Origin of the sequence: Phycicoccus endophyticus, assembly GCF_011326735.1 — a bacterium.
GTDB classification, from domain to species: Bacteria; Actinomycetota; Actinomycetes; order Actinomycetales; family Dermatophilaceae; genus Phycicoccus; species Phycicoccus endophyticus.
In genome coordinates this window covers 93,239-112,523 of record NZ_JAANCN010000010.1, presented here as the reverse complement: position 1 = coordinate 112,523, position 19,285 = coordinate 93,239, and the positions used below count along the sequence as shown (strand labels likewise).

The following is a 19,285-nucleotide window of genomic DNA, read 5'->3' as shown; positions in this document are numbered from 1 at the left end:
ACCCGGCGGGCCAGCGCGCGGGCCGCCGCGCGCGCGGCCTCGACCCGCCCGCGGGCGGCGTCCCGACGCACGCCGAGCCCGGCCGACCCGGACACGCTCAGGCCTTGCCCGCCTTGTACCCGACGCCGCGCACCGTGACGACGATCTCCGGGTGCTCCGGGTCGTGCTCGATCTTGCTGCGCAGCCGCTGGACGTGGACGTTGACCAGCCGGGTGTCCCCCGCGTGCCGGTAGCCCCACACCTGCTCGAGGAGGACCTCCCGGGTGAAGACCTGCCACGGCTTGCGCGCCAGGGCGACGAGCAGGTCGAACTCCAGGGGGGTCAGGCTGATCGGGGCGCCACCCCGGCTGACGGTGTGCCCCGCGACGTCGATGGCGAGGTCGCCGATGGTCAGCCGCTCGGGCGCCGGCTCGTCGCCGCGACGCAGCCGGGCCCGCACGCGCGCGATGAGCTCCTGCGGCTTGAAGGGCTTGACGACGTAGTCGTCGGCACCGGACTCGAGGCCGACGACGACGTCGACGGTGTCGGTGCGGGCGGTGAGCATGACGATCGGGACGCCGGACTCGGCCCGGATCCGGCGGCACACCTCCAGCCCGTCGGTCCCCGGGAGCATGACGTCGAGCAGCACGAGGTCGGGGCGGTGACGGCGGAAGGCGTCCAGGGCCGCACTGCCGTCGGCGACGTGCTCGACCTCGAGACCCTCACCGCGCAGCACGATGCCGAGCATCTCGGCCAGTGCCAGGTCGTCGTCGACGACGAGCACACGACCGTTCACCTGTTGTCCCCGTCCTTCCCCGAGCGATGACGGGGCCCATGATCCCACACCCGGCCGCGGGAACCGACGAACGGCGGGGGTGAGCAACGCGACGGTCGTACCCTGTGGGGCGTGGTGCGCATCGTCGGCCTGGCGCGCGTCGACGCGTCGGCCACCCTCCGGTTCGCGTTCGCGGTCCTCGGCGTCTTCGTCGCCGTCGTCACCGAGCGCGTCCTCGACACCCTGCCCTGGCTCCTGCTCGTCCTGGTCCTCGACCTCGTCGTCACGGCGCTGGACCGGATGCCGATCTCCCGCCAGGGGCTGCTCGACACGGTGACCCTCACCCTGCTGTGCCTCGCCGCGGGGGCCGCGGGGGCGGGCTACGCCGAGGCCGAGCTCGCGGGCGCGCTGCTCCTGCTCGTCCCCGCCTACCACGCCGGCAGCCGCTTCGGCCCCCTCGGCTTCCTGCTGACCTGCGTCGTCGGTGGTGGGGTGTACCTCGCCGCGCACGACACCGGGTCCGACGCCGGCGTGCGGGTGGGACTGCTCGCCTGGCTCGGGGCGGCCGTCGCCCTCGGCGCCCTCGGTGCGTGGAACCAGCGGCTCACCGCCGAGCGCGAGGCCGAGAGCGCCGACCCGGCTGCCCGGGAGGCGATCCAGCTCATCCAGCGCCTGCACGACCTGTCCGAGGAGATGGCGACCGGCCTGGACGCCCCGGCCGGTGCCACGCTCGCCCTCGACCTGCTCTCGGCCGAGGTGCCCTCCTCGCGCAGCGCCGTCCTCGTCGCGACGGACAGCCAGCACCTCGTCCCCGTCGCGCTGCGCGGCTCGACCCGCGCGCCGTGGCACCTCGCCGACGCCGTGGCCGAGCTGCTCGCGCGCGGGCCGCAGGGCTGGCGGCCGACGGAGGTTGCCGTCGGCGAGGACCCCGGGGAGGGGACCGCCCTCCTCGTCCCGGTCGCCCACGGCACCGGGCCGACCACCGTCGTCGTCCTCGAGCGCGGCGTGGACCACCCGTTCACCGAGGCCGAGCGGCGCGAGGTCAGCGAGGTCACCCGTCGGCTGGCCCCGACGGTCCAGGCCGGGCTGCTGTTCGGCACGCTGCGCCACTCGGCGAGCCTCGAGGAGCGCAACCGGATCGCCCGGGACATCCACGACGGCATCGCCCAGGAGCTCGCCGCCCTCGGCTACGCCCTCGACGCCCTGCGGCTGCGGGCCGGCCCGCCGGGCGAGGGCATCCGCACCGAGCTGGACGCCGTGCGCGCCCAGCTGAGCGAGGTCATGGCCGACCTGCGCACGCACATCACCGACCTGCGGGTCGCCGAACGCCCCGACACCGGGCTCGGAGCCGTCCTCGGCGGCGCGGTCCAGAGCTTCGGCAGCATGACCGGCGTGCGCACGACGGTCACGGTGAGCGAGGGCCGGGGCCGGCTCGACCCGAGGGTGGAGATGTTCATCCACCGGCTCGTCATGGACGTGCTCGCCGACGCCCAGGCCTCGGGGGCGCGCAACGCCTCGGTCAGCCTGACGACCGCCGCCGCCCAACCCGCCGTCGTCGAGGTCTCGCACGACGGCGACCCGCGCCGGGCCCGGCGCTCCTACCGCAACACCTCGCTCGACGAGCTCGGGGGCACGCTGGTGGTCCGCAACGAGCCCAACGGCCGCACGACGGTTAACCTGTCCGTCCAAGCGTCCGCGACCGCGCTCCACTCGGCGTCGTAGGGCCACAGGAGGAGGGGACGTGACGATCAGTGTCGTGCTCGTGGACGACCACGCCGTGGTGCGTGAGGCCGTCGCCGGCATGCTCGGAAGCGAGGAGGACATCCGCGTCGTCGGTCAGGCGGGCTCGCTCGCCGAGGGCCGCGCGCTCTTCGAGCGGCTGCTGCGCACCCCGCCGCCGGGTCGCGTCGTCGCCGTCATCGACGTGACGATGCCCGACGGCAGCGGGCTGGCGCTCGTGCGCTCGGTGCGCGCGAGCTCCACCGAGATCGGGCTCGTCGTCCTGACGATGCTCAACGACGACTCGACCCTGCTGGAGGCCCTCGACGCCGGGGCCTCGGCCCTCGTGCGCAAGTCCGCGCCGGCCGACCAGGTGCTCTCGGCGGTCCGCCGGGCGGCGGACTTCCCGCTGGAGTTCTCCGCCACCGGGCTCGCCGAGGCGATGCGCCGCCGGCAGGAGGCACCGCAGGCGAGCCTGACCGCCCGCGAGTCCGAGGTGCTCACCCTCCTCGTCGAGGGGGCCTCGGTCGCGCAGGTCGGCCGCCAGCTCTACATGAGCCCGTCGACGGTCAAGACGCACATCGGGCGCATCTACGAGAAGCTCGGCGCCCACAACCGGGCCAGCGCCGTCATCGCCGCGGTGCGCCTCGGCCTCGTCGCCGACGTCGACCGCTGAGCGCCGGCAGGCCGGCCCTCAGTACCGGTAGTGCTCGGGCTTGTACGGCCCGGCCACGTCGACCCCGAGGTAGTCGGCCTGCTCCTTGGACAGCTCGGTCAGCTGCGCCCCGAGCGCCTCGAGGTGCAGCGCGGCGACCTTCTCGTCGAGGTGCTTCGGCAGCGTCGTGACCGTCGGCCGGCCGTCCTCGTCGTAGTACTCGGCGTCCTTGCCGAACAGCTCGACCTGGGCGATGGTCTGGTTCGAGAACGAGTTGGACATCACGAAGGACGGGTGACCCGTCGCGTTGCCGAGGTTCATCAGGCGGCCCTCGGACAGGACGATGATCGAGTCGCCGTCCTCGAACGTCCACTCGTGGACCTGCGGCTTGATCTCCTGCTTGCGTACGCCCGGGACCTTCGCGAGGCCGGCCATGTCGAGCTCGTTGTCGAAGTGGCCGATGTTGGCGAGGATCGCCTTGTTCTTCATCTGCTGCATGTGCTCGGCCGTGACGACGTGGAGGCAGCCGGTCGAGGTGACGACGATGTCGGCCTGGTCGAGCACCGACTCGAGCGTCGCGACCTGGTAGCCGTCCATCGCCGCCTGGAGCGCGCAGATCGGGTCGATCTCGGTGACGATGACCCGGGCGCCCTGGCCGCGCAGGGACTCCGCGCAGCCCTTGCCGACGTCGCCGTAGCCGGCGACGACGGCGACCTTGCCGCCGATGAGGACGTCGGTGGCGCGGTTGAGGCCGTCGATGAGCGAGTGCCGGCAGCCGTACTTGTTGTCGAACTTGGACTTGGTCACCGAGTCGTTGACGTTGATCGCCGGGAAGAGCAGCTCGCCGGCCTCGGCCAGCTGGTAGAGGCGGTGGACGCCCGTCGTGGTCTCCTCGGTGACGCCCTTGATCTCGGCGGCCACCGTCGTCCACTTCTGCGGGTCGTCCTGCATCGTGCGGCGCACGAGCGCCTTGAAGACGCCGAACTCCTCGGAGTCCTCCTCCGTCGTGGGGGGCACCTGGCCGGCGGCCTCCCACTGCGTGCCCTTGTGGACGAGCATCGTGGCGTCGCCCCCGTCGTCGAGGATCATGTTGGCGAGCTCGCCGCCCGGCCAGGTGAGGATCTTCTCGGTGCAGTCCCAGTACTCCGGGAGGGTCTCGCCCTTCCACGCGAAGACGGGCACGCCGCGGGGGTCCTCGGGGGTGCCGTCCGGGCCGACGACGACCGCGGCCGCGGCCTCGTCCTGCGTCGAGTAGATGTTGCAGGACGCCCAGCGGACCTGCGCGCCGAGCGCGACGAGGGTCTCGATGAGGACGGCCGTCTGGACGGTCATGTGCAGCGAGCCGGCGATGCGGGCACCGGCGAGCGGCTGGGCGGCGCCGTACTCGGCGCGCAGGGACATCAGGCCGGGCATCTCGTGCTCGGCGAGGCGGATCTGGTGGCGACCGGACTCGGCGAGGGCGAGGTCGCGTACCTGGTGGTCAACGGACATGCGGAAGCTCCTGGTGGGCAGCGTGCGTTCGAGTTGACCGGCGTCGCCCATCTGGGCCGCGCAGTGCGAGGGTCATCACCCAAGCCGGCAGTGTCCGCGAGGATACCCCAGCGTCACCCGCGCGGGCGGGCCCGGGCGTCGGCTCAGCCGTGCGAGGCGTCCTCGACGGCCGACTCACGCGGGTCGGGGTCGACCCCCGGCCCGTCGACGTTGGGGCTGCCGGGGGCGTGGTCGAGGTCGGGCTCGAGGTAGATGACCATCTCCACCTCCGGCGCGCACGCGCGCGCGGCGCGCTCGGCCTCGTCGATCGCCGCCGTGATCTCGAGCGCGCTGTCGGTCTCGCCGACGGCGAGCTTGGCGGCGACAAGGATCTCGTCGGGGCCGAGGTGCATCGTGCGGCTGTTGATGACCCGGTCCACGGCGCCCGGCGAGGCGAGCGCCTCGAGGATCGCGCCGCGCAGCTCCGGGGTGGCCGCCTCGCCGACGAGCAGCGAGCCCATCTCGACGGCGAGGAACACGGCGAGGACGACGAGCAGCACCCCGATGACCCCGGAGCCGATCCCGTCCCACACCGGGTCGGCGGTCACGACGGTCAGCCCGATGCCGAGGAAGGCGGCGGTCAGGCCGATGAGGGCGCCGAAGTCCTCGAGGAGGACCACGGGCAGCTCCGGGGACTTCGTCGTGCGGACGAAGCGCAGCCACGAGCGCCGCCCCCGCACCCGGTTGGACGCGCGCACCGCGGTGCGCAGGCTCGAGCCCTCGAGGACCATCGCGACGAGGACGACCGCGAGCGGCACCCACCACCACCTCGAGGCGAACGGGTCGTAGTCCTCCTCCCCGAGCGCCTCGCGCACCTTCTCGTAGGCCTCGTAGAGCGCGAACAACCCCCCGAGGACGAAGAGCATGATCGCGACGAGGAAGGAGTAGACGTAGCGCTGCTGGCCGTACCCGAAGGGGTGCTCCAGGCTCGCCTCGCGGCTCGCCCGCCGGCTGCCGAGCAGGAGGAGCAGCTGGTTGCCCGTGTCGGCGACCGAGTGGATCGACTCGGCGAGCATCGAGGAGAACCCCGTGAGCAGGAAGGCGACGAGCTTGGTCACGGCGACCCCGAGGTTGGCCAGGAACGCCGCCATGATCGCCGCCTTGCCGCCCTCGCTCGCCATGGCCCGACCCTAGCCACCCCGGGTCGCCTACCGTGGGGCTCATGCCGACCACTCGCGGAACCCTGGACTGGATGCCTGCGGGCGAGCACGGCGAGCTGCTCGCGCCCCCCGTCGCCGCGGGGCTGGCCGGCCTCGTCGGTGGCGCCGAGGTCGCGGCGATCGACCCCGGGCTCGCCGACACCGCCGCCTTGTGCGAGGCCTACGACGTGGACCTCGGGGCGAGCGCCAACTGCGTCGTCGTGCGGGCCAAGCGCGCCGGCGTCGAGACGTACGCCGCCGTCATGGTGCTCGCGACGCACCGCGCCGACGTCAACGGCGTCGTGCGCCGCCACCTCGGCGCCCGCAAGATCTCCTTCGCCCCGCACGGGGACGCCGTGGGCCGCACGGGGATGGAGTTCGGCGGGATCACGCCGGTCGGGCTCCCCGCCGGCTGGCCGCTGCTCGTCGACGACGCGGTCGCCGACACCGCGGAGGTCGTCGTCGGCAGCGGGCTGCGCAGGAGCAAGGTCCTCTGCCGCGGAGCCGACCTGCTCGCGCTGCCCGGTGCCGAGCGGCTCGCCCTGGCCCAGCCGGTCGGCTGAGCGCGACCGGTCCCGTCGGGGGTTGCGGGCCCGGGCCACCGGGTAGCGACGGGAGTATGACGCCGGAGCCGAGCAACCAGGACCAAGCCCGAGCCGACCAGGCCCAGCGGGCCGCGGACGAGCACGAGGCGCGCCGGCCTGCCGAGCAGTGGCGTGCCGAGGCCGAGGACATCGCCCAGACCCAGCGCGGGGCGCTCGCCCGGGCGGAGGCCATGGGCGAGCCCGTCGAGCCGATTCCCGTCCCCGACCCCGAGGGCGACCCGGGCGCCGTCGAGCAGCGCACCCTCGACCAGGCCCGTCGGGCGGCGGCGGGCAAGCGCGACGCCGAACACGGCTAGGGCCGTCGGCCCGGGGCGCCGCTCGCTCAGGAGGTGCGCTCGCGCAGGTCCGAGACGTGCTCGGAGAGGGCTGGGTCCAGCCCGAGCCCCAGCGCGAGGTAGGTGGCCGCGAAGTCGGTGACCCCGACGAGCGCCGCGAGGCGCTCCACGGGATGTCCCGGGCGTCCCTCCGGCTCGAGGACGACCGCCCCGGCGTCCCGGGCCGAGGCCACGACCGCGTCGGCCAGCGCGCGGGCCGCGTCGTCGGAGGCCGGGTCGCGCAGGGCGAGCAGGCCGAGCCTCGGCAGCGCGGGCCCGTCGAGGTAGGGGTCGGCGAAGATGTCGTGGCCACCGCCGTCGCCGAGCCCGAGCCCGCTGCCGAAGGGGCCGTCGAAGGTCGCCACGACCGAGGCCGCGGCATCGGGGAGCGCACCGTGGGTCGCCGGCACCCGGGCGGTGCGCGCGAGCATCTGGGCCGCCCGGCACGCGGCGACCCCGGCGAGCGCGCCGTCGCCGAGCACGACGGGGACGGTGGAGTCGAGCCCGACCGCGAGGACCTTGGCCGGGTTGACGAACGCCTCCGACCCGGGGCGGCACTCCTCGGCCACCTCGTCGAGGACGTCGGCCACCCGCTCGAGCACCGGGCCGGGGCAGTCGAGCAGGCCCAGCCGGTCGGCTGCGACGAGCACGGGCGTCAGCAGCCCCCAGAGCGCCGTCCGGGACGTCGGCGCCGGCAGGGCGGTCTCCACGTGGACGCCGCGCGCCCGCGCCGCCACCTCGGCGAGCGGGGACCCGGCGGCACCGACGGTGAGCAGCGAGGCACCCCGGCGGGCGGCCTCCGCCGCGAGCCCGAGCGGGCCCGGGGCCGACCCCGACTGCGACACGGCGACGACGAGGTCGAGCGGACCGACCCACCCGGGCAGCGGCCCGGCACCGCGGACGAGCACCGGCACCGGCGACCCCGGCTCGGCGAGCAGGTCGAGGACGTCGCCGACCACGGCGGAGCCACCCAGGGCCGCGACGAGGACCGCGCGCGGGCGCTCACCGCCCGCGACCCGCTCGACCCCGCTCTCGTCGGCGGCGACGACGCCACGGCGCACCTGGGCGCCCGCGGACGCCAGCGAGCGCAGGGTCGCGCGGCTGTCGAGCGCCGCGAGGGACTGCGGGTCCTCGAGGCGCTGCTCGTCCAGCCAGGTCATCGCGGCTCCGGTCAGCCCGGGCGGCGGGCCTCGTCGACGAGCAGGACGGGCACGCCGTCGTCGACCCGGTAGGCCAGCCCACAGTCCGCGTCCGTGCACACCAGCTCGGGCCCCCCGGGCCCGTCGTCGTCGCGCAGCTCGCTGCGGCAGGCCGGACAGCGCAGGATCTCCCGCAGCCACGGCTCGAGGTGTGCGCTGGGCGCGACCGGCTCGCTCACTGGGGTCCTCTCGCAACGGGGTCGCCGACGGCCCGATCCTCGCACACCCGCCGGCCGCCGGCCGCACGGCCCGACCGGCGCGGTCCTGCCCGTTGCGGTTGTGGTGCCCCGCCCGGCGTGCCTAGGGTCACCATCGTGCCCCTGACCCCGGGAAGACCCCTCCTGGAGCTCGAGGTCCTCGGGAGCATCCGGCTGAGCGTCGGGGGCGAGCGGGTGCGGCTGAGCGAGCTCGAGCACGGGCTGCTCGCCCTCGCCGGGCTGCGGGGCCAGGTGGACCTGGACTCCCTCGCCGACTGGCTCTGGGACGGCGAGCCGCCGGCCTCGGCCCGCAACCGCGTGCAGTCCCTCGTCTCGGGTGTCCGGCGCAAGGCGGGCCGCGAGGACGTCGTCGTCACCGAGGGGCGGGGCTACCGGCTCGGCGGCGAGGTCGCCCTCGACCTCGCCGCATGGCAGGCCGCGGTGGCCGCAGGGAGAGCCGCCCGCACCGAGGACCCCGGCCGAGCCCTCGCCCACTACGACGCCGCGCTGGCGGCCTTCGGCCACGACCCGCTCCAGGGGGCGCCGGCGACCTCCGCGGTCGAGCTCGAGCGCGAGCGGCTCGGCCAGGAGCGGCTCTCGGTGCTCGAGGAGCGCCACGAGAGCGCCCTGCGCGCCGGCGCGCTCGACGGTCTCGTCGCCGAGCTGGCCGCCCTGACCGCCCGCCACCCGCTGCACGAGGGCTTCGTCGCGCTGTCGATGCTCGCCCTCGCCGCCACCGGCCGGCAGGGACGGGCCCTCGAGGTCTTCCAGGAGGCCCGGGCCCGGCTGGACGACGAGCTCGGGGTCCGACCCTCCGAGCGCCTCGTCGAGGCCCAGCGGGTCGTCCTCGCCGGGGAGGCCGGCCAGCACCTCCGGGCCGGGCCGCACCCCTCGAGGGCCTCGGTCGAGGAGGCGCCGAGGGCGCTGCCGGTGCCCCGGATGCTTCCCCGGCGCCCGGACACCCTGCTCGGCCGGGGCCGGGAGCTCGCCGCTCTGCGGGACGCGGCGCGGGCGCTCGACCAGGGCGCCGTCGTCGTCGCCGTCACCGGTCTGCCGGGGGTCGGGACCTCGGCGCTGGCCCTGGAGGCGGGACACGCCCTGCGCGACCTCTTCCCCGACGGCACCCTCTACCACGACGCGGCGAACGAGCCGGGCGGCATCGACACCGAGGCGGTCCTCACCTCCTTCCTCCCCCTGCTCGGGGTCCACCCCGAGGCCGTGCCCTCCTCGCCCCCGGCGCGGGCCGGGCTCTTGCGCTCCCTCCTCGACGGGCGCCGGGTCCTCGTCGTCCTCGACAACGTCGCCTGCGTGCCGGGCGCGGGCTGCGACCTGGCCGACCTGCTGCCCGCGAGCGCAGGGTCGATGGCGGTCCTCACCTCACGCCGGGCGATCGAGGGCCTGGCCACGGACCTGCACCTGCGCCTGCGCAGCCTCACCACCGAGCCCGCGCTCGCCCTCCTCGCGGGCCTCGTCGGGGCCGAGCGGGTGGCCGAGGAGCCGGAGGCCGCCGCGGAGGTCGTCCGGCTGACCGGCGGCCTGCCGCTCGGGCTGCGGCTCGCCGCCGGTCGGCTTGCGCAGCGTCCCGACCTCGGCCTGGACGACCTCGCCGGGCGCCTCGACCAGCCCGGGACCGGTGGCCGCGCCCCCGAGGGAACCCTCCTGCGCGACAGCCTCGGTCGGCTGCTGGAGGACCTCGACACGGTCACCCGCCACGCGCTCGGCGCCGTGGCACAGCTGCCCGCCGACACGGTGAGCGGCTGGGTCGTCACGGCCACCGTGCAGGACGCCGCCGCGGGAGAGGCGGCGCTCGACGCCATGGTCGAGGCCGGCCTGCTCGAGCCCGTGGTGCGCGAGGACCACGACACCCAGTACCGCCTGCACGACCTCGTCCGCTCCCACGTGCGGGCCGCCGCGGGCCCGCAGGGACAGCCCGGGCACCCCGACACCCGCAGCGCGACGCTCGCCGTCGCCGAGGCCGCCGTCGACCGTTCCGCAGCCTTCCTCGAGGACCGGCCCTACCGCTTCCTCCCGGTCCCCGCCCGGCCCCAGGGGTTACGGCGGGTCCTTCCACCACCGCGCGTCAGGCGACGGTCGAGGCGCTTCTTCCGCACCGAGACACCGCTGTTCGTCTCGCTGGCGCGCGCGGTGGCGAGGGACCGCCCCGACCTGGCGTGGCGGCTGCTCGCCGACACCGCGCTCGGAACCGACGCCTCGACCGACCTGTATGCCTGGTTCGAGGCCGAGCGCGAGGTCACCGGCGCTCTGCGCGGGGCGGACGACGACAGCCGGCTGGGCGCCGCCGTCCTCCTGCTCTGCCGTGCCTGGCTCCTCCAGGACCGGCGGTCGGCCTCGCGGGAGGCCCGCGAGCTCGCGGAGGCCGCCCGGCCCCGCCTGACCCTCCTCGGTGAGCACGCGGCCGCGGCGGCCGCCTCGCTCGTCAGCGCCCAGGCCGCGACCTCCCTCGGACGCCGGGAGGAGGCGACGGCCGCCATCGCCGCCGCCGAGACCCAGATCGCCCGCAGCGGCGACCCGACGCTCGCCGCGTGGGCGGCCATCGCCCGGGGCACGGTCCACAACGACTACGACGAGCTGCCCGAGTCCGCGCGCGAGTTCACCCGCGCCCGCGAGATCCTCGCCGAGACCCCCCGCACGGTCGCCTACGCCCTCGCCACCCTCGAGCTGTCCCGGGCCCGGCGGCGCACCGGTGAGCTCGGTGCCGCGACCCTGCTCGTCGACGAGTCCCTGGAGATCCTCTCCTCGGTGGGCGCGGTCCACATGTACTCCTACGCCCTGGACGCCCAGGCCGAGGTCAGCCTGGCCGCCGGCCGCTTCGGGGACGCCCTCGAGCAGGCCGGGACGGCCCTGGAGCGCGCGAGCGCCTCCCGGGACGCCTTCCTCACCGCGCGCGCCCGGCGCACCTGCGGGCACGCCCGCTTCCTCCTCGGCGACCTGCCGGGGGCCGAGGAGGACCTGCGGGGAGCGGTCGAGGAGTTCACGGCCCTCGACCGGCCGCTGAGCGTCGCCTTCAGCTACCAGGTGCTCGCCGCGGTCCTCGACGCGCGGGGCGACCCGGTCGGCGCGAGCGAGGCGCTGCGCCTGGAGCAGGCGGCACTGCGGCGTGCCTCGGCCGGGCAGCTCCAGGGCGCCCGCCGGCGCAGCCCGGGCCCGGCGTGAGCGCCGACGGGGTCACTGCCGCGAGGTGTAGCCCCGGAAGGTCTTGCCCGCCCGCTGCGGGCCCTTGGCTCCCCACGTGTACACCTTCTTGGCGATCTCGTCGCCGTCGACGTTGCCCTCGACGGTGACCACCCGGCGCGTGCTCGCCCGGACCTTGACCACGAGCCCGACGTGGCCGGTCCACGAGGAGTCGTCGTCCTTCCACACGAGCACGTCGCCCGGCGCCGGGAGCTTCTGGTCGGCGCCGGTGAACGGGTGGAACAGGTCGGCGACCTTGGGGTCGGTCGCCCACGCCTGCGAGCTCTCGTAGCTGCTCGGGATCCTCGGGTAGCTCGCGGCGTTCGGCATCGTGTGACCGGTCCACATCGCGGCGACGAACGAGCCGCACCACGAGTTGCCGTTGTAGTGGTTGTAGACGTTCCGGTTGGCGTTGCTGCCGTTGCGCTCGAGGACGTTGCGGTTCTGGGCCGCCTTGACCGTGCTCAGGTAGACCGTCTCGGAGCCGGCGAGCTTGAACTTGCGGGGGTTGTTCAGCGCCGCGTCGGCGCGGGTCACGGTGTCCTGGCGTAGGGCGCTCAGCCCGTCGGTGCTGGGCAGCGGGTCGGCGGCCGCGGGGAGCGCGGACAGGCCGGCCAGCAGCACGGCGCTGCCGAGGACGATGGCGGGGCGGTGGGTCACGGCGGCCTCCCGGTGGGCCTCGAGGTGGTACCTGGCCCGCCCGAGCCTGCCGGCGGGCGCTGCGCCGCCGCTGCGACCTCGCTGCGCGCTCAGCGCCGGATGATGTCCAGGACGGTGTCGCGGACCCGGGCCATGGTGCCCGCGTCGTCGGACTCGACGTTGAGGCGCAGCACCGGCTCGGTGTTCGAGGGACGCACGTTGAGCCACCACATCGCCTCCTCGCCGGCACCGGCACGGCGCAGCGTCAGCCCGTCGAGCCGGTCCACGTCGGCCCCCTGCTCCCGTCCCCAGGCCAGGACCGCCTCGGTGGCCCCCTCGACGTCGGCCACGGTCGAGTTGACCTCGCCGGAGGCGTGGTAGCGCGAGAGGTCGGCCATGAGTGCGCTGAGCGGCCCGTCCTGCTCCCCGAGGGCGGCGAGGACGTGCATGGCGGCGAGCATGCCGGTGTCGGCGTACCAGAAGTCGCGGAAGTAGTAGTGGGCACTGTGCTCGCCACCGAACACCGCCGCGTTGCGCGCCATCTCCGCCTTGACGAAGGAGTGGCCGACGCGCGTGCGGACCGGGCGCGCCCCCGCGGCCGTGACGACCTGCGGCACCTGGGCCGAGCAGATGAGGTTGTGCACGACGGCGATGTCGCCGGGTGTCGCCCCCTCGGCGACCGCCCGGGCCACCTCGCGCCGTGCGATGAGGGCGGTGATCGCGCTCGGGGAGACCGGCTCCCCCCGCTCGTCGACGACGAAGCAGCGGTCGGCGTCGCCGTCGAAGGCCAGGCCGAGGTCGGCCCCGTGGGCCCGGACCGCGGCCTGCAGGTCGCGCAGGTTCTCCGGCTCCAGGGGGTTGGCCTCGTGGTGCGGGAAGGTGCCGTCGAGCTCGAAGTAGAGCCGCTCGACGCTCAGCGGCAGCGGCGCCAGGCCCGCGGCGTCCTCGAGCACGGCCGGCACGGTCAGCCCGGCCATCCCGTTGCCGGCGTCGACGACGACCCGCAGGGGACGGATGCCGGAGAGGTCGACGAGGCCACGCAGGAAGGCGGCGTAGTCCGGCAGGAGGTCACGCTCCCCGCGGGCACCGGTGCGCACGTCGGGGTCGGACACCTCGCCTGCGAGCATCCGCTCGGCGAGCTCACGGATCGCCGTGAGCCCGCTGTCGCGGCCCACCGGAGCCGCCCCGCCGCGGCACAGCTTGACGCCGTTGTACCGGGCCGGGTTGTGGCTCGCCGTGAACATCGCCCCGGGCAGGCCCAGGTCGCCGCTGGCGTAGTACAGGCCGTCGGTGCTGCACAGTCCGATGACGGTGACCTCGAGCCCGCGGCTGCGCACCCCGTGGCCGAACGCCTCGACCAGGGCCGGGCCACTCTCGCGCATGTCGTGCCCGACGAGCGCCCCGTCGGCACCCTCGGGCAGCAGGACCACCTCGGCGAAGGCCGCCCCGAGCGCGCGGGCGACCTCCTCGTCGAGCTGGTCGGGGACGATGCCGCGCACGTCGTAGGCCTTGACGACGTCGGCGAGGGAGCGGTGGGTCACGACCCCCGAGCGTACGCGAGCGTCACCCGGGCCGGGTCAGGCCTCCGCGCTGCCGCGCAGGACGCGCAGGTGGCCCCGGCGGGCGACCTCACCGGCCAGGGGCTCCCCCGGCGTGGGCCCGGGGGCCGCCGGGCGGGGCCGGCCGGCCTCACGGACCGCGTCGGCGAGGGCGAGCAGGTCATCGGAGCTCGGCTGCGGCTCGGGGTAGTCGACCGCGAGGCGGACCACCTCCCACCCGCGCGGGGCGGTCAGCCGGGTCGCGTGCTCGGCGCACAGGTCGTAGGTGTGCGGCTCCGCGTAGGTGGCCAGGGGGCCGAGGACGGCCGCCCGGTCCGAGTAGGCGTACGTGAGCGTCGCGACGGCAGGCTGCCGGCAGCCGGTCTTCGTACACTTGCGCGCCAGGTTCACACCGTGACTCTAGGGGCCGGCGGCGACACCCGGGCGCAGGCACGCCGTAGCATCGACGCCGTGCCCGTCCCCCACCGTGACCGTCGCGACCGGGGCCGCCGAGGACCCCTCGCCTGGCCCCCGCTGCCGGTGATGAGCAGCCGGCGCGAGCGGTTCGACGACCTCGTCCTCGACGCCGCCGACCGGCTGCGCGAGCACCTCGGGGTCCGCTACGGCGCGACGCAGTTCGCGGTCCAGGAGGTCCCTCCGACCGACCCCGCGCCGTGGGAGGAGCAGGTCGCCCCGCTCGGGCGGCTGCTGCGGGCCGACGCCGCCCACCCCGACCGGGTCGTCGTCTACCGCCGGCCCGTCGAGGCGCGGGCGCACGACGAGCAGGACCTCGCGCAGATCGTCCAGGAGGTCGTCACCGAGCAGGTGGCGGCGCTCCTCGGCGTGCCCGCCCACGAGCTCGACCCGGACGCCGACCCCGACGGCTGAGCCGGTTAGGGCAGCGGGAAGGCCCGACTCACCGGTGAGCTGACCTCGACCGGGTCGAGCGGGACCTCGGACAGCAGGGCCTGCGCGCCCTCGCCCACGGTGGAGACGACACCGCCGCGCAGGTCACCGGAGCCGCTGCCCCGCTCGACCCAGACGGCACCGGCCCCGGCGAGGTCGACGTCGGCCGGCCGGCCGGCGAGCAGGCTCACCGTGCGGGTCCGGGGCTCACCGTCGACGACGACGGTGACCTCGGCGGTCACCGCCCCACCGGTGCTCACGAGGTGCAGGGTGCGGGTGACCCCCGGCGTGCCCGGGAGCGCCGTGCCGGCGACCTCCTCGACCGCCGCCGCGGAGACCGCCCAGCCGAGGTCGCCCGGCCCGGAGTCGGCCCCGACCCGGGTGACGACCCCGGCGACGACGGGGACGTCGGAGCGCACGAGGACGGTGTAGGTGCCGGCCGGCACCGACGGCAGGGTCAGCTCGCCGACCCCGTCGGCGGGAACGGTGAGGACGGTGTCGGCGCTCGTCGTGACCTCCCCGGTGCGCCCGAGCAGGGTCACGCTGGTGACCGCCTCGTCCGCCCCCGGCGCGGCCACGCGCAGCGTGGCTCCCCCGCCCAGGACGGCCGCGGGGACGACCTGGACGGTCCCCGGGTCGGCCGCCGGGACGACGGTCTCGGCGCCGCGCGCGGTGCTGCCGTCGAGCCAGGTGTCGGTGAGGGTGGCGTGCAGGCCTCCCCCGTCGGCGACGACGTGGACCGCGGGCGCGGCCTCGTCCGGCGCCATCGCGTCGAGGAGGACCGCGACCCGCCCGCCCGGCGGGACGGTCTCGGTCCGCGGGGTGCCGACCTGTCCCTGCGCCCCGTGGACCGTGATGTCCGCGGTCACCGGGTTCCCGCCCGGGTTGAGCAGGACGAGCCGCTCCTGGCGCCCGGCCCCGGAGCCGCCCCCGAGCAGCCACAGGTCCGAGCCCGCGGTGCGGCACGGTGTCGTCACGAGCCCACGCAGGTCGGCGCTCGTGCTCAGCCACTCCTGCGCGGCGACCACCGCCGGAGCGAGCGTGCCCACCGCCCGCAGCGCGACCGGCCCGCTACCGGGCAGGTCGGCCCCGGCGGCGTCCGGGCGCCCGGCGAGCTGGGCCAGGGTGGTCGAGCCGTCCTGGACGGCCGCGCTGCCCGAGCCGGAGGCGGGCACCGGCAGGAGGTCCTGCGGACCGGTGGCCGCGGCGACCCTCCCGGTGACCGCGGTGTCCTCGACACCGTCGATGCCGCTCAGCTCGTCCCCGGGGCACATCGCGTCGATGCTCGTCGCGAGGCTCTCCGGAGCCACCGGGGCCTCGGTGACGCCGCTGACCGCGGCGAGGTCGAGGCTGCCCGCGGCGCTGCCCGCCCCCCAGACGAGGGCGGCGGACACCCCGGCGACGGCGAGGACACGGGTCGCACCGGGCAGCGCGGGGCGGACCCGGCCCAGCGCGGCCAGACGCGGCAGGCGGCTCATCGGCCCACCACCCGGGTCTCGCGCCGGCCGAAGGGCACGGCGAGGAAGGCGAGCACGGCCACGGCGAACAGCTGCCAGCGGTGCCACCACAGGTCCGGGTCGGGCAGCTCGACCGTGAGGTGGACCGAGCCGGTCGGCAGGTCGTACGTCGGCGACTGCGCGTCGGCCACCGGGCGCAGTGCGCGGCCGTCGGCCGTGACGACGGCGTGCTCGGCCCACGCCCGGGGCTCGGCCACGACGAGCCGGGCACCCCGGGGTGCGTCGACCCGGGTGTCGGTGGCACCGTGCGCGCCCGTCGCCACGACGAGGCTGGTCTCGTCGGCGGTGACCAGCCGCAGCCGGGGGGAGGCGACGAGCGCCTCGGAGTCGGAGTCGGTGGGGCTCAGCCGCCAGGTCTGCCAGCCGCCCCGCGGGCTGATCCGCTGCAGCCCGTCCGTGGCGTCGAGCCGGCGGACGACCTCGGGTACCTGCTCGCCGCGGATGGCGAGCAGGTCGGCGGCCGTCGCCGCCACGAGGTCCTCGCTGCCCGGCACCGCCGCGAGCAGGCCGGTGACGTCCGAGGCCACCGCGGCGTCGGCCTCGCGCGTCTCGGGCAGGGAGCGCACGAGCACGGAGTCCTCGCGCCCGACGAACCGGTACCCGGCACCGCGCTCGCCGGGGACGACGAACAGGCTGCGGGTGGCGAAGGCTCCCTCGGCCTGGTCCACGGCCACCGCGGGGCGCGGGTCGTGCCAGGGCTCGAGCAGGCCGCCGATGCCCTGGGCCGCCACCCCGGCGGCGCCCGCGAGCACGGCGGCGACCCCGGTGACCAGGAGGCCCCGGGCGCCGAGCCGGGCCCGCCCGGTGAGCGAGCCGGGACGCACGGCGTCGAGCCCGTGGACGAGGGCGAGGACGAGGACGAGGACGAGCGGCAGCAGGAGCGTGCCCACCCACGGGGTGACCGGTTCGCCGGCGTTCGCGACGCCGGCCGGCACCGTGCCGAGCCGCAGCCGCGGCGCCGCCAGGGCGAGCGCCAGCAGGAGCGGGACGAGGGCCCCGAGGGCGGCGGAGGCGCCGCGCCAGGACCAGCCACGGGCCAGCGCGAGGACCCCCGCGGCCGCGAGCGGTGCCGTGGTCCACACGAGCGGGGTCCCGGCGCCGCCGGCGTCCAGGAGGGCGACCCGCCAGGGCTGCGGGGCGCTGCCGCCCCAGTCGGCCAGGCCGACCCCCGCGACGAGCGAGGGCCAGGAGGTGGCTCCCGCCCGCAGCACCCAGGGCAGCAGGACCGCCACGGGGACGCCGGCGAGCAGGAGGGCGTGCACGCGCCCACCGCGCCGCACGAGCGCGAGGCCGAGGGCGAGCACCACGCCGAGGGCGCCGAGCACCGGGGCGAACGCCCCGAGGACGACGAGCGCCAGCGCCGAGGCGAACACGCTCGTCGCCGTCGAGCGCCCGGTGGCCAGGAGCCACAGGCCGGCAGCGACCGCGGGCAGCAGGACGAGGGCGAGGACGGCACCGAGGCGACCCTGGGCGACGGCGGCCGCGGCGGGGCCGCTGACCGCCCACCCGAACGCCGCGAGGGCCCGCAGCCACCGGCGCCGGCTGACGACCCGCAGGGCGAGGTAGGCGCTGAGCGCCCCGAGGGGCATGGCGAGGACGACGAGGAGGCCGACGACGAGACCGGCGGGCGAACCGGCCGACGGCACGAGCGGGAGGTGCTCGAGCACCCAGGTGGGAGCCGCGAGCAGGGCGCTCCAGGGGCCGCTCTGCTCGGGGCCGCCGAGGCCCGGGCCGGTCCAGCCGTCGCGCCAGCCGTGCCAGAGCCCTGCCGCGTCGGTGCGCGCGCCGACCAGCTCGCCCCCGGTCAGCCCCGACCCGAGACCGGTGAGGACGCCCAGGCCGAGGTCGCGGCCGGCCACGGCGGCGACGCCGAGGGCGGAGACCACCGCGAGGACGCCGGGGTGCCGGACCACCTTGACGACCCACGAGCGCGGGTTGAGGTCGGCCGTGGCGTCGCCGATCGGGGCCTGCGGCGGGACGAGGGCGTGGTGGACGGCGTCTCCCCACGAGGTGAGGACGGCGCGCCGAGGCTCGAAGACCGACCCGAGGTCGCGGCGGCGGACCGCCGCCCGGTGCCGCGTGCGCCACCGGGCACGCCAGCCGCGCACCGGGTCGAGCGAGGTGAGGGCCGTCAGCTCGGCCCACGCGCTGCGGGGCCGCTTGAGCAGGAGGAGGCCGACGGCGGCGACCACCGACGTCACGGCGATCCACAGGGCGAGGAAGGGCCCCGACCACCACGGGGCGCGGGCGAGGGCCACCCGACGGGCCGCCCGGCGCCGCGCCGACGTCGTCGCCGACGTCACGGCCGCCCCCGGGCCCGAGCGCACCCGCGAGCGGGGCACGACGACGACCCGGCGTCCGCTCAGCTGGGCCCGCCAGCCGAGGTCGAGGTCGGCGCCGACGTCGCCGAAGGAGCTCTCCCAGCCACGCAGCCGCAGGAGGAGGTCGCGCTCGAGAAGCGAGCCGGCGAGAGGGACCGCGAGGACGTCGGTCACCGCGTCGTACTGCCCCTGGTCGGGTTCTCCCGCACCGGGCCGGGCGAGCAGCCGGCCGCCTCGCGTGGTCCGGATCGAGAGGGCGCGCAGCCGCGTCGGGTTGTCGAGGTCGACGTGCTTGGGCCCGACGATGCCGGTCGAGGGTGAGCGCCGCCACGCGTCGACGAGGCGCACGAGCGCGTCCGGCTCGGGTTGGGTGCCGACGGGCAGGAACCAGGCCAGCGCCGGCCCGCCCCCGACGGGCTCGAGCTCGGCGACCGCCCGGTGCAGGGCCCGCCGGACCGGCACGCGGGGCGGGACGGCCAGCGCCGTCACGGGCAGGTCGTGCGCCCGCACGTCCTCGAGGACGTCCGCCACGGTGACGGTGTCCTCGCCGTCCGCGGCGGGCACCGCGGAGCCACCGGTGCGGTCGAGGACGACCACGGCATCGGGGCGCTGGGTCTGGGCGCGGACCGCTGCGAGGAGGGCGGCCAGGCCGCTCGGGTCGCGGTGGGTCACGACGAAGGCCGTGACGGTGGGGGCAGCGACGCCGCCGGCGGGAACCGGTGCGGCGTCGGCGGGGCGCGGCGGGGCGAGCGTCATCCGGGGGTGCCAGGCACGAGGGGTGCCCCCCTCAGACGGCGCGCTTCTTCAGCTTGCGACGCTCGCGCTCGGACAGCCCGCCCCAGATGCCGAAGCGCTCGTCGTTGGCCAGGGCGTACTCGAGGCACTCCGAGCGCACCTCGCAGGAGACGCACACCTTCTTCGCCTCCCGGGTCGAGCCGCCCTTCTCGGGGAAGAACGCCTCGGGGTCGGTCTGCGCGCACAGCGAGCGCTCCTGCCAGGCGAGCGCCCCCTCCTCGGGCTCGGCACTGCCCAGCATTCCCTCGACCAGAAAGAGCTCGTG

Annotated in this window: 17 protein-coding genes; 6 read left to right on the top strand and 11 right to left on the bottom strand. The window is 76.3% G+C overall.

Annotation, left to right across the window (positions count from 1 at the left end):
* Positions 1–97 precede the first annotated feature (97 nt).
* A complete protein-coding gene (mtrA, locus tag G8D98_RS11935; protein ID WP_166103491.1) occupies positions 98–775 on the bottom strand; it encodes an MtrAB system response regulator MtrA in 678 nt (225 codons plus the stop codon).
* A 111-nt stretch (positions 776–886) separates the two neighbouring features.
* Here mtrA and G8D98_RS11930 point away from each other — a divergent pair, with 111 nt between their 5' ends.
* Both G8D98_RS11930 and G8D98_RS11925 read left to right on the top strand, forming a co-directional pair.
* Positions 887–2,476, top strand: a complete 1,590-nt coding sequence (locus tag G8D98_RS11930) for a sensor histidine kinase (protein WP_166103489.1) — start codon at positions 887–889, stop codon at positions 2,474–2,476.
* A gap of 19 nt (positions 2,477–2,495) precedes the next feature.
* Positions 2,496–3,149 (top strand): response regulator transcription factor, encoded by a 654-nt coding sequence (locus tag G8D98_RS11925; RefSeq protein ID WP_205859772.1) that lies wholly within the window; start codon positions 2,496–2,498, stop codon positions 3,147–3,149.
* An 18-nt stretch (positions 3,150–3,167) separates the two neighbouring features.
* Here G8D98_RS11925 and ahcY read toward each other — a convergent pair whose 3' ends face one another.
* Together ahcY and G8D98_RS11915 are read right to left on the bottom strand one after the other, a co-directional pair.
* Positions 3,168–4,619 carry an adenosylhomocysteinase gene (gene ahcY, locus G8D98_RS11920; RefSeq protein ID WP_166103487.1) on the bottom strand — a complete coding sequence of 484 codons (1,452 nt, stop codon included), beginning with the start codon at positions 4,617–4,619 and terminating at the stop codon, positions 3,168–3,170.
* 143 nt (positions 4,620–4,762) lie between these two features.
* Positions 4,763–5,779 (bottom strand): cation diffusion facilitator family transporter, encoded by a 1,017-nt coding sequence (locus G8D98_RS11915; protein ID WP_166103484.1) that lies wholly within the window; start codon positions 5,777–5,779, stop codon positions 4,763–4,765.
* 41 nt (positions 5,780–5,820) lie between these two features.
* On the opposite strand from G8D98_RS11915, the gene G8D98_RS11910 reads away from it, so the two are divergent.
* Together G8D98_RS11910 and G8D98_RS11905 are read left to right on the top strand one after the other, a co-directional pair.
* Positions 5,821–6,360 (top strand): YbaK/EbsC family protein, encoded by a 540-nt coding sequence (locus G8D98_RS11910; RefSeq protein ID WP_166103481.1) that lies wholly within the window; start codon positions 5,821–5,823, stop codon positions 6,358–6,360.
* A 56-nt stretch (positions 6,361–6,416) separates the two neighbouring features.
* Complete coding sequence (locus G8D98_RS11905) at positions 6,417–6,698, top strand: hypothetical protein (protein ID WP_166103478.1); 282 nt, start codon at positions 6,417–6,419, stop codon at positions 6,696–6,698.
* Between the two features lie 26 nt (positions 6,699–6,724).
* On the opposite strand, the gene G8D98_RS11900 is transcribed toward G8D98_RS11905, so the two are convergent.
* Positions 6,725–7,876 carry an SIS domain-containing protein gene (locus G8D98_RS11900; protein WP_166103476.1) on the bottom strand — a complete coding sequence of 384 codons (1,152 nt, stop codon included), beginning with the start codon at positions 7,874–7,876 and terminating at the stop codon, positions 6,725–6,727.
* A gap of 11 nt (positions 7,877–7,887) precedes the next feature.
* Positions 7,888–8,094: a Trm112 family protein gene (locus G8D98_RS11895; RefSeq protein ID WP_166103473.1), complete on the bottom strand. Its 207-nt coding sequence runs from the start codon at positions 8,092–8,094 to the stop codon at positions 7,888–7,890.
* 135 nt (positions 8,095–8,229) lie between these two features.
* Between G8D98_RS11895 and G8D98_RS11890 the strand changes: the two genes are divergently transcribed.
* Positions 8,230–11,286 (top strand): AfsR/SARP family transcriptional regulator, encoded by a 3,057-nt coding sequence (locus tag G8D98_RS11890; RefSeq protein WP_166103471.1) that lies wholly within the window; start codon positions 8,230–8,232, stop codon positions 11,284–11,286.
* Between the two features lie 12 nt (positions 11,287–11,298).
* Here the strand turns inward: G8D98_RS11890 and G8D98_RS11885 are convergent, their stop codons facing one another.
* The 3 genes from G8D98_RS11885 to G8D98_RS11875 all read right to left on the bottom strand — a co-directional run bounded on the left by G8D98_RS11885 (position 11,299) and on the right by G8D98_RS11875 (position 13,892).
* Positions 11,299–11,964, bottom strand: coding sequence for a CHAP domain-containing protein (locus G8D98_RS11885; protein ID WP_166103469.1), 666 nt, complete (start codon positions 11,962–11,964; stop codon positions 11,299–11,301).
* Between the two features lie 89 nt (positions 11,965–12,053).
* Positions 12,054–13,484, bottom strand: coding sequence for a phosphomannomutase/phosphoglucomutase (locus G8D98_RS11880; protein WP_166103466.1), 1,431 nt, complete (start codon positions 13,482–13,484; stop codon positions 12,054–12,056).
* A gap of 36 nt (positions 13,485–13,520) precedes the next feature.
* On the bottom strand, positions 13,521–13,892 hold the full coding sequence (locus tag G8D98_RS11875) for a DUF3499 domain-containing protein (RefSeq protein ID WP_166103464.1): 372 nt from the start codon (positions 13,890–13,892) through the stop codon (positions 13,521–13,523).
* Positions 13,893–13,952: 60 nt separating this feature from the next.
* Between G8D98_RS11875 and G8D98_RS11870 the strand changes: the two genes are divergently transcribed.
* The gene (locus G8D98_RS11870) at positions 13,953–14,369 is read left to right on the top strand and encodes a metallopeptidase family protein (RefSeq protein ID WP_229661761.1); all 417 of its coding nucleotides are present in this window, start codon (positions 13,953–13,955) and stop codon (positions 14,367–14,369) included.
* Positions 14,370–14,374: 5 nt separating this feature from the next.
* Here G8D98_RS11870 and G8D98_RS11865 read toward each other — a convergent pair whose 3' ends face one another.
* The 3 genes from G8D98_RS11865 to G8D98_RS11855 are packed head-to-tail and all read right to left on the bottom strand — an operon-like array spanning position 14,375 to position 19,261.
* Entirely contained in the window at positions 14,375–15,865 is a 1,491-nt protein-coding gene (locus tag G8D98_RS11865) for a DUF5719 family protein (protein WP_166103462.1), read from the bottom strand.
* The gene (locus G8D98_RS11860) at positions 15,862–18,981 is read right to left on the bottom strand and encodes a glycosyltransferase (protein WP_166103459.1); all 3,120 of its coding nucleotides are present in this window, start codon (positions 18,979–18,981) and stop codon (positions 15,862–15,864) included. The genes G8D98_RS11865 and G8D98_RS11860 overlap by 4 nt, the downstream gene beginning before the upstream one ends.
* Before the next feature lie 31 nt (positions 18,982–19,012).
* Complete coding sequence (locus tag G8D98_RS11855) at positions 19,013–19,261, bottom strand: WhiB family transcriptional regulator (protein ID WP_187566810.1); 249 nt, start codon at positions 19,259–19,261, stop codon at positions 19,013–19,015.
* Positions 19,262–19,285 lie beyond the last annotated feature (24 nt).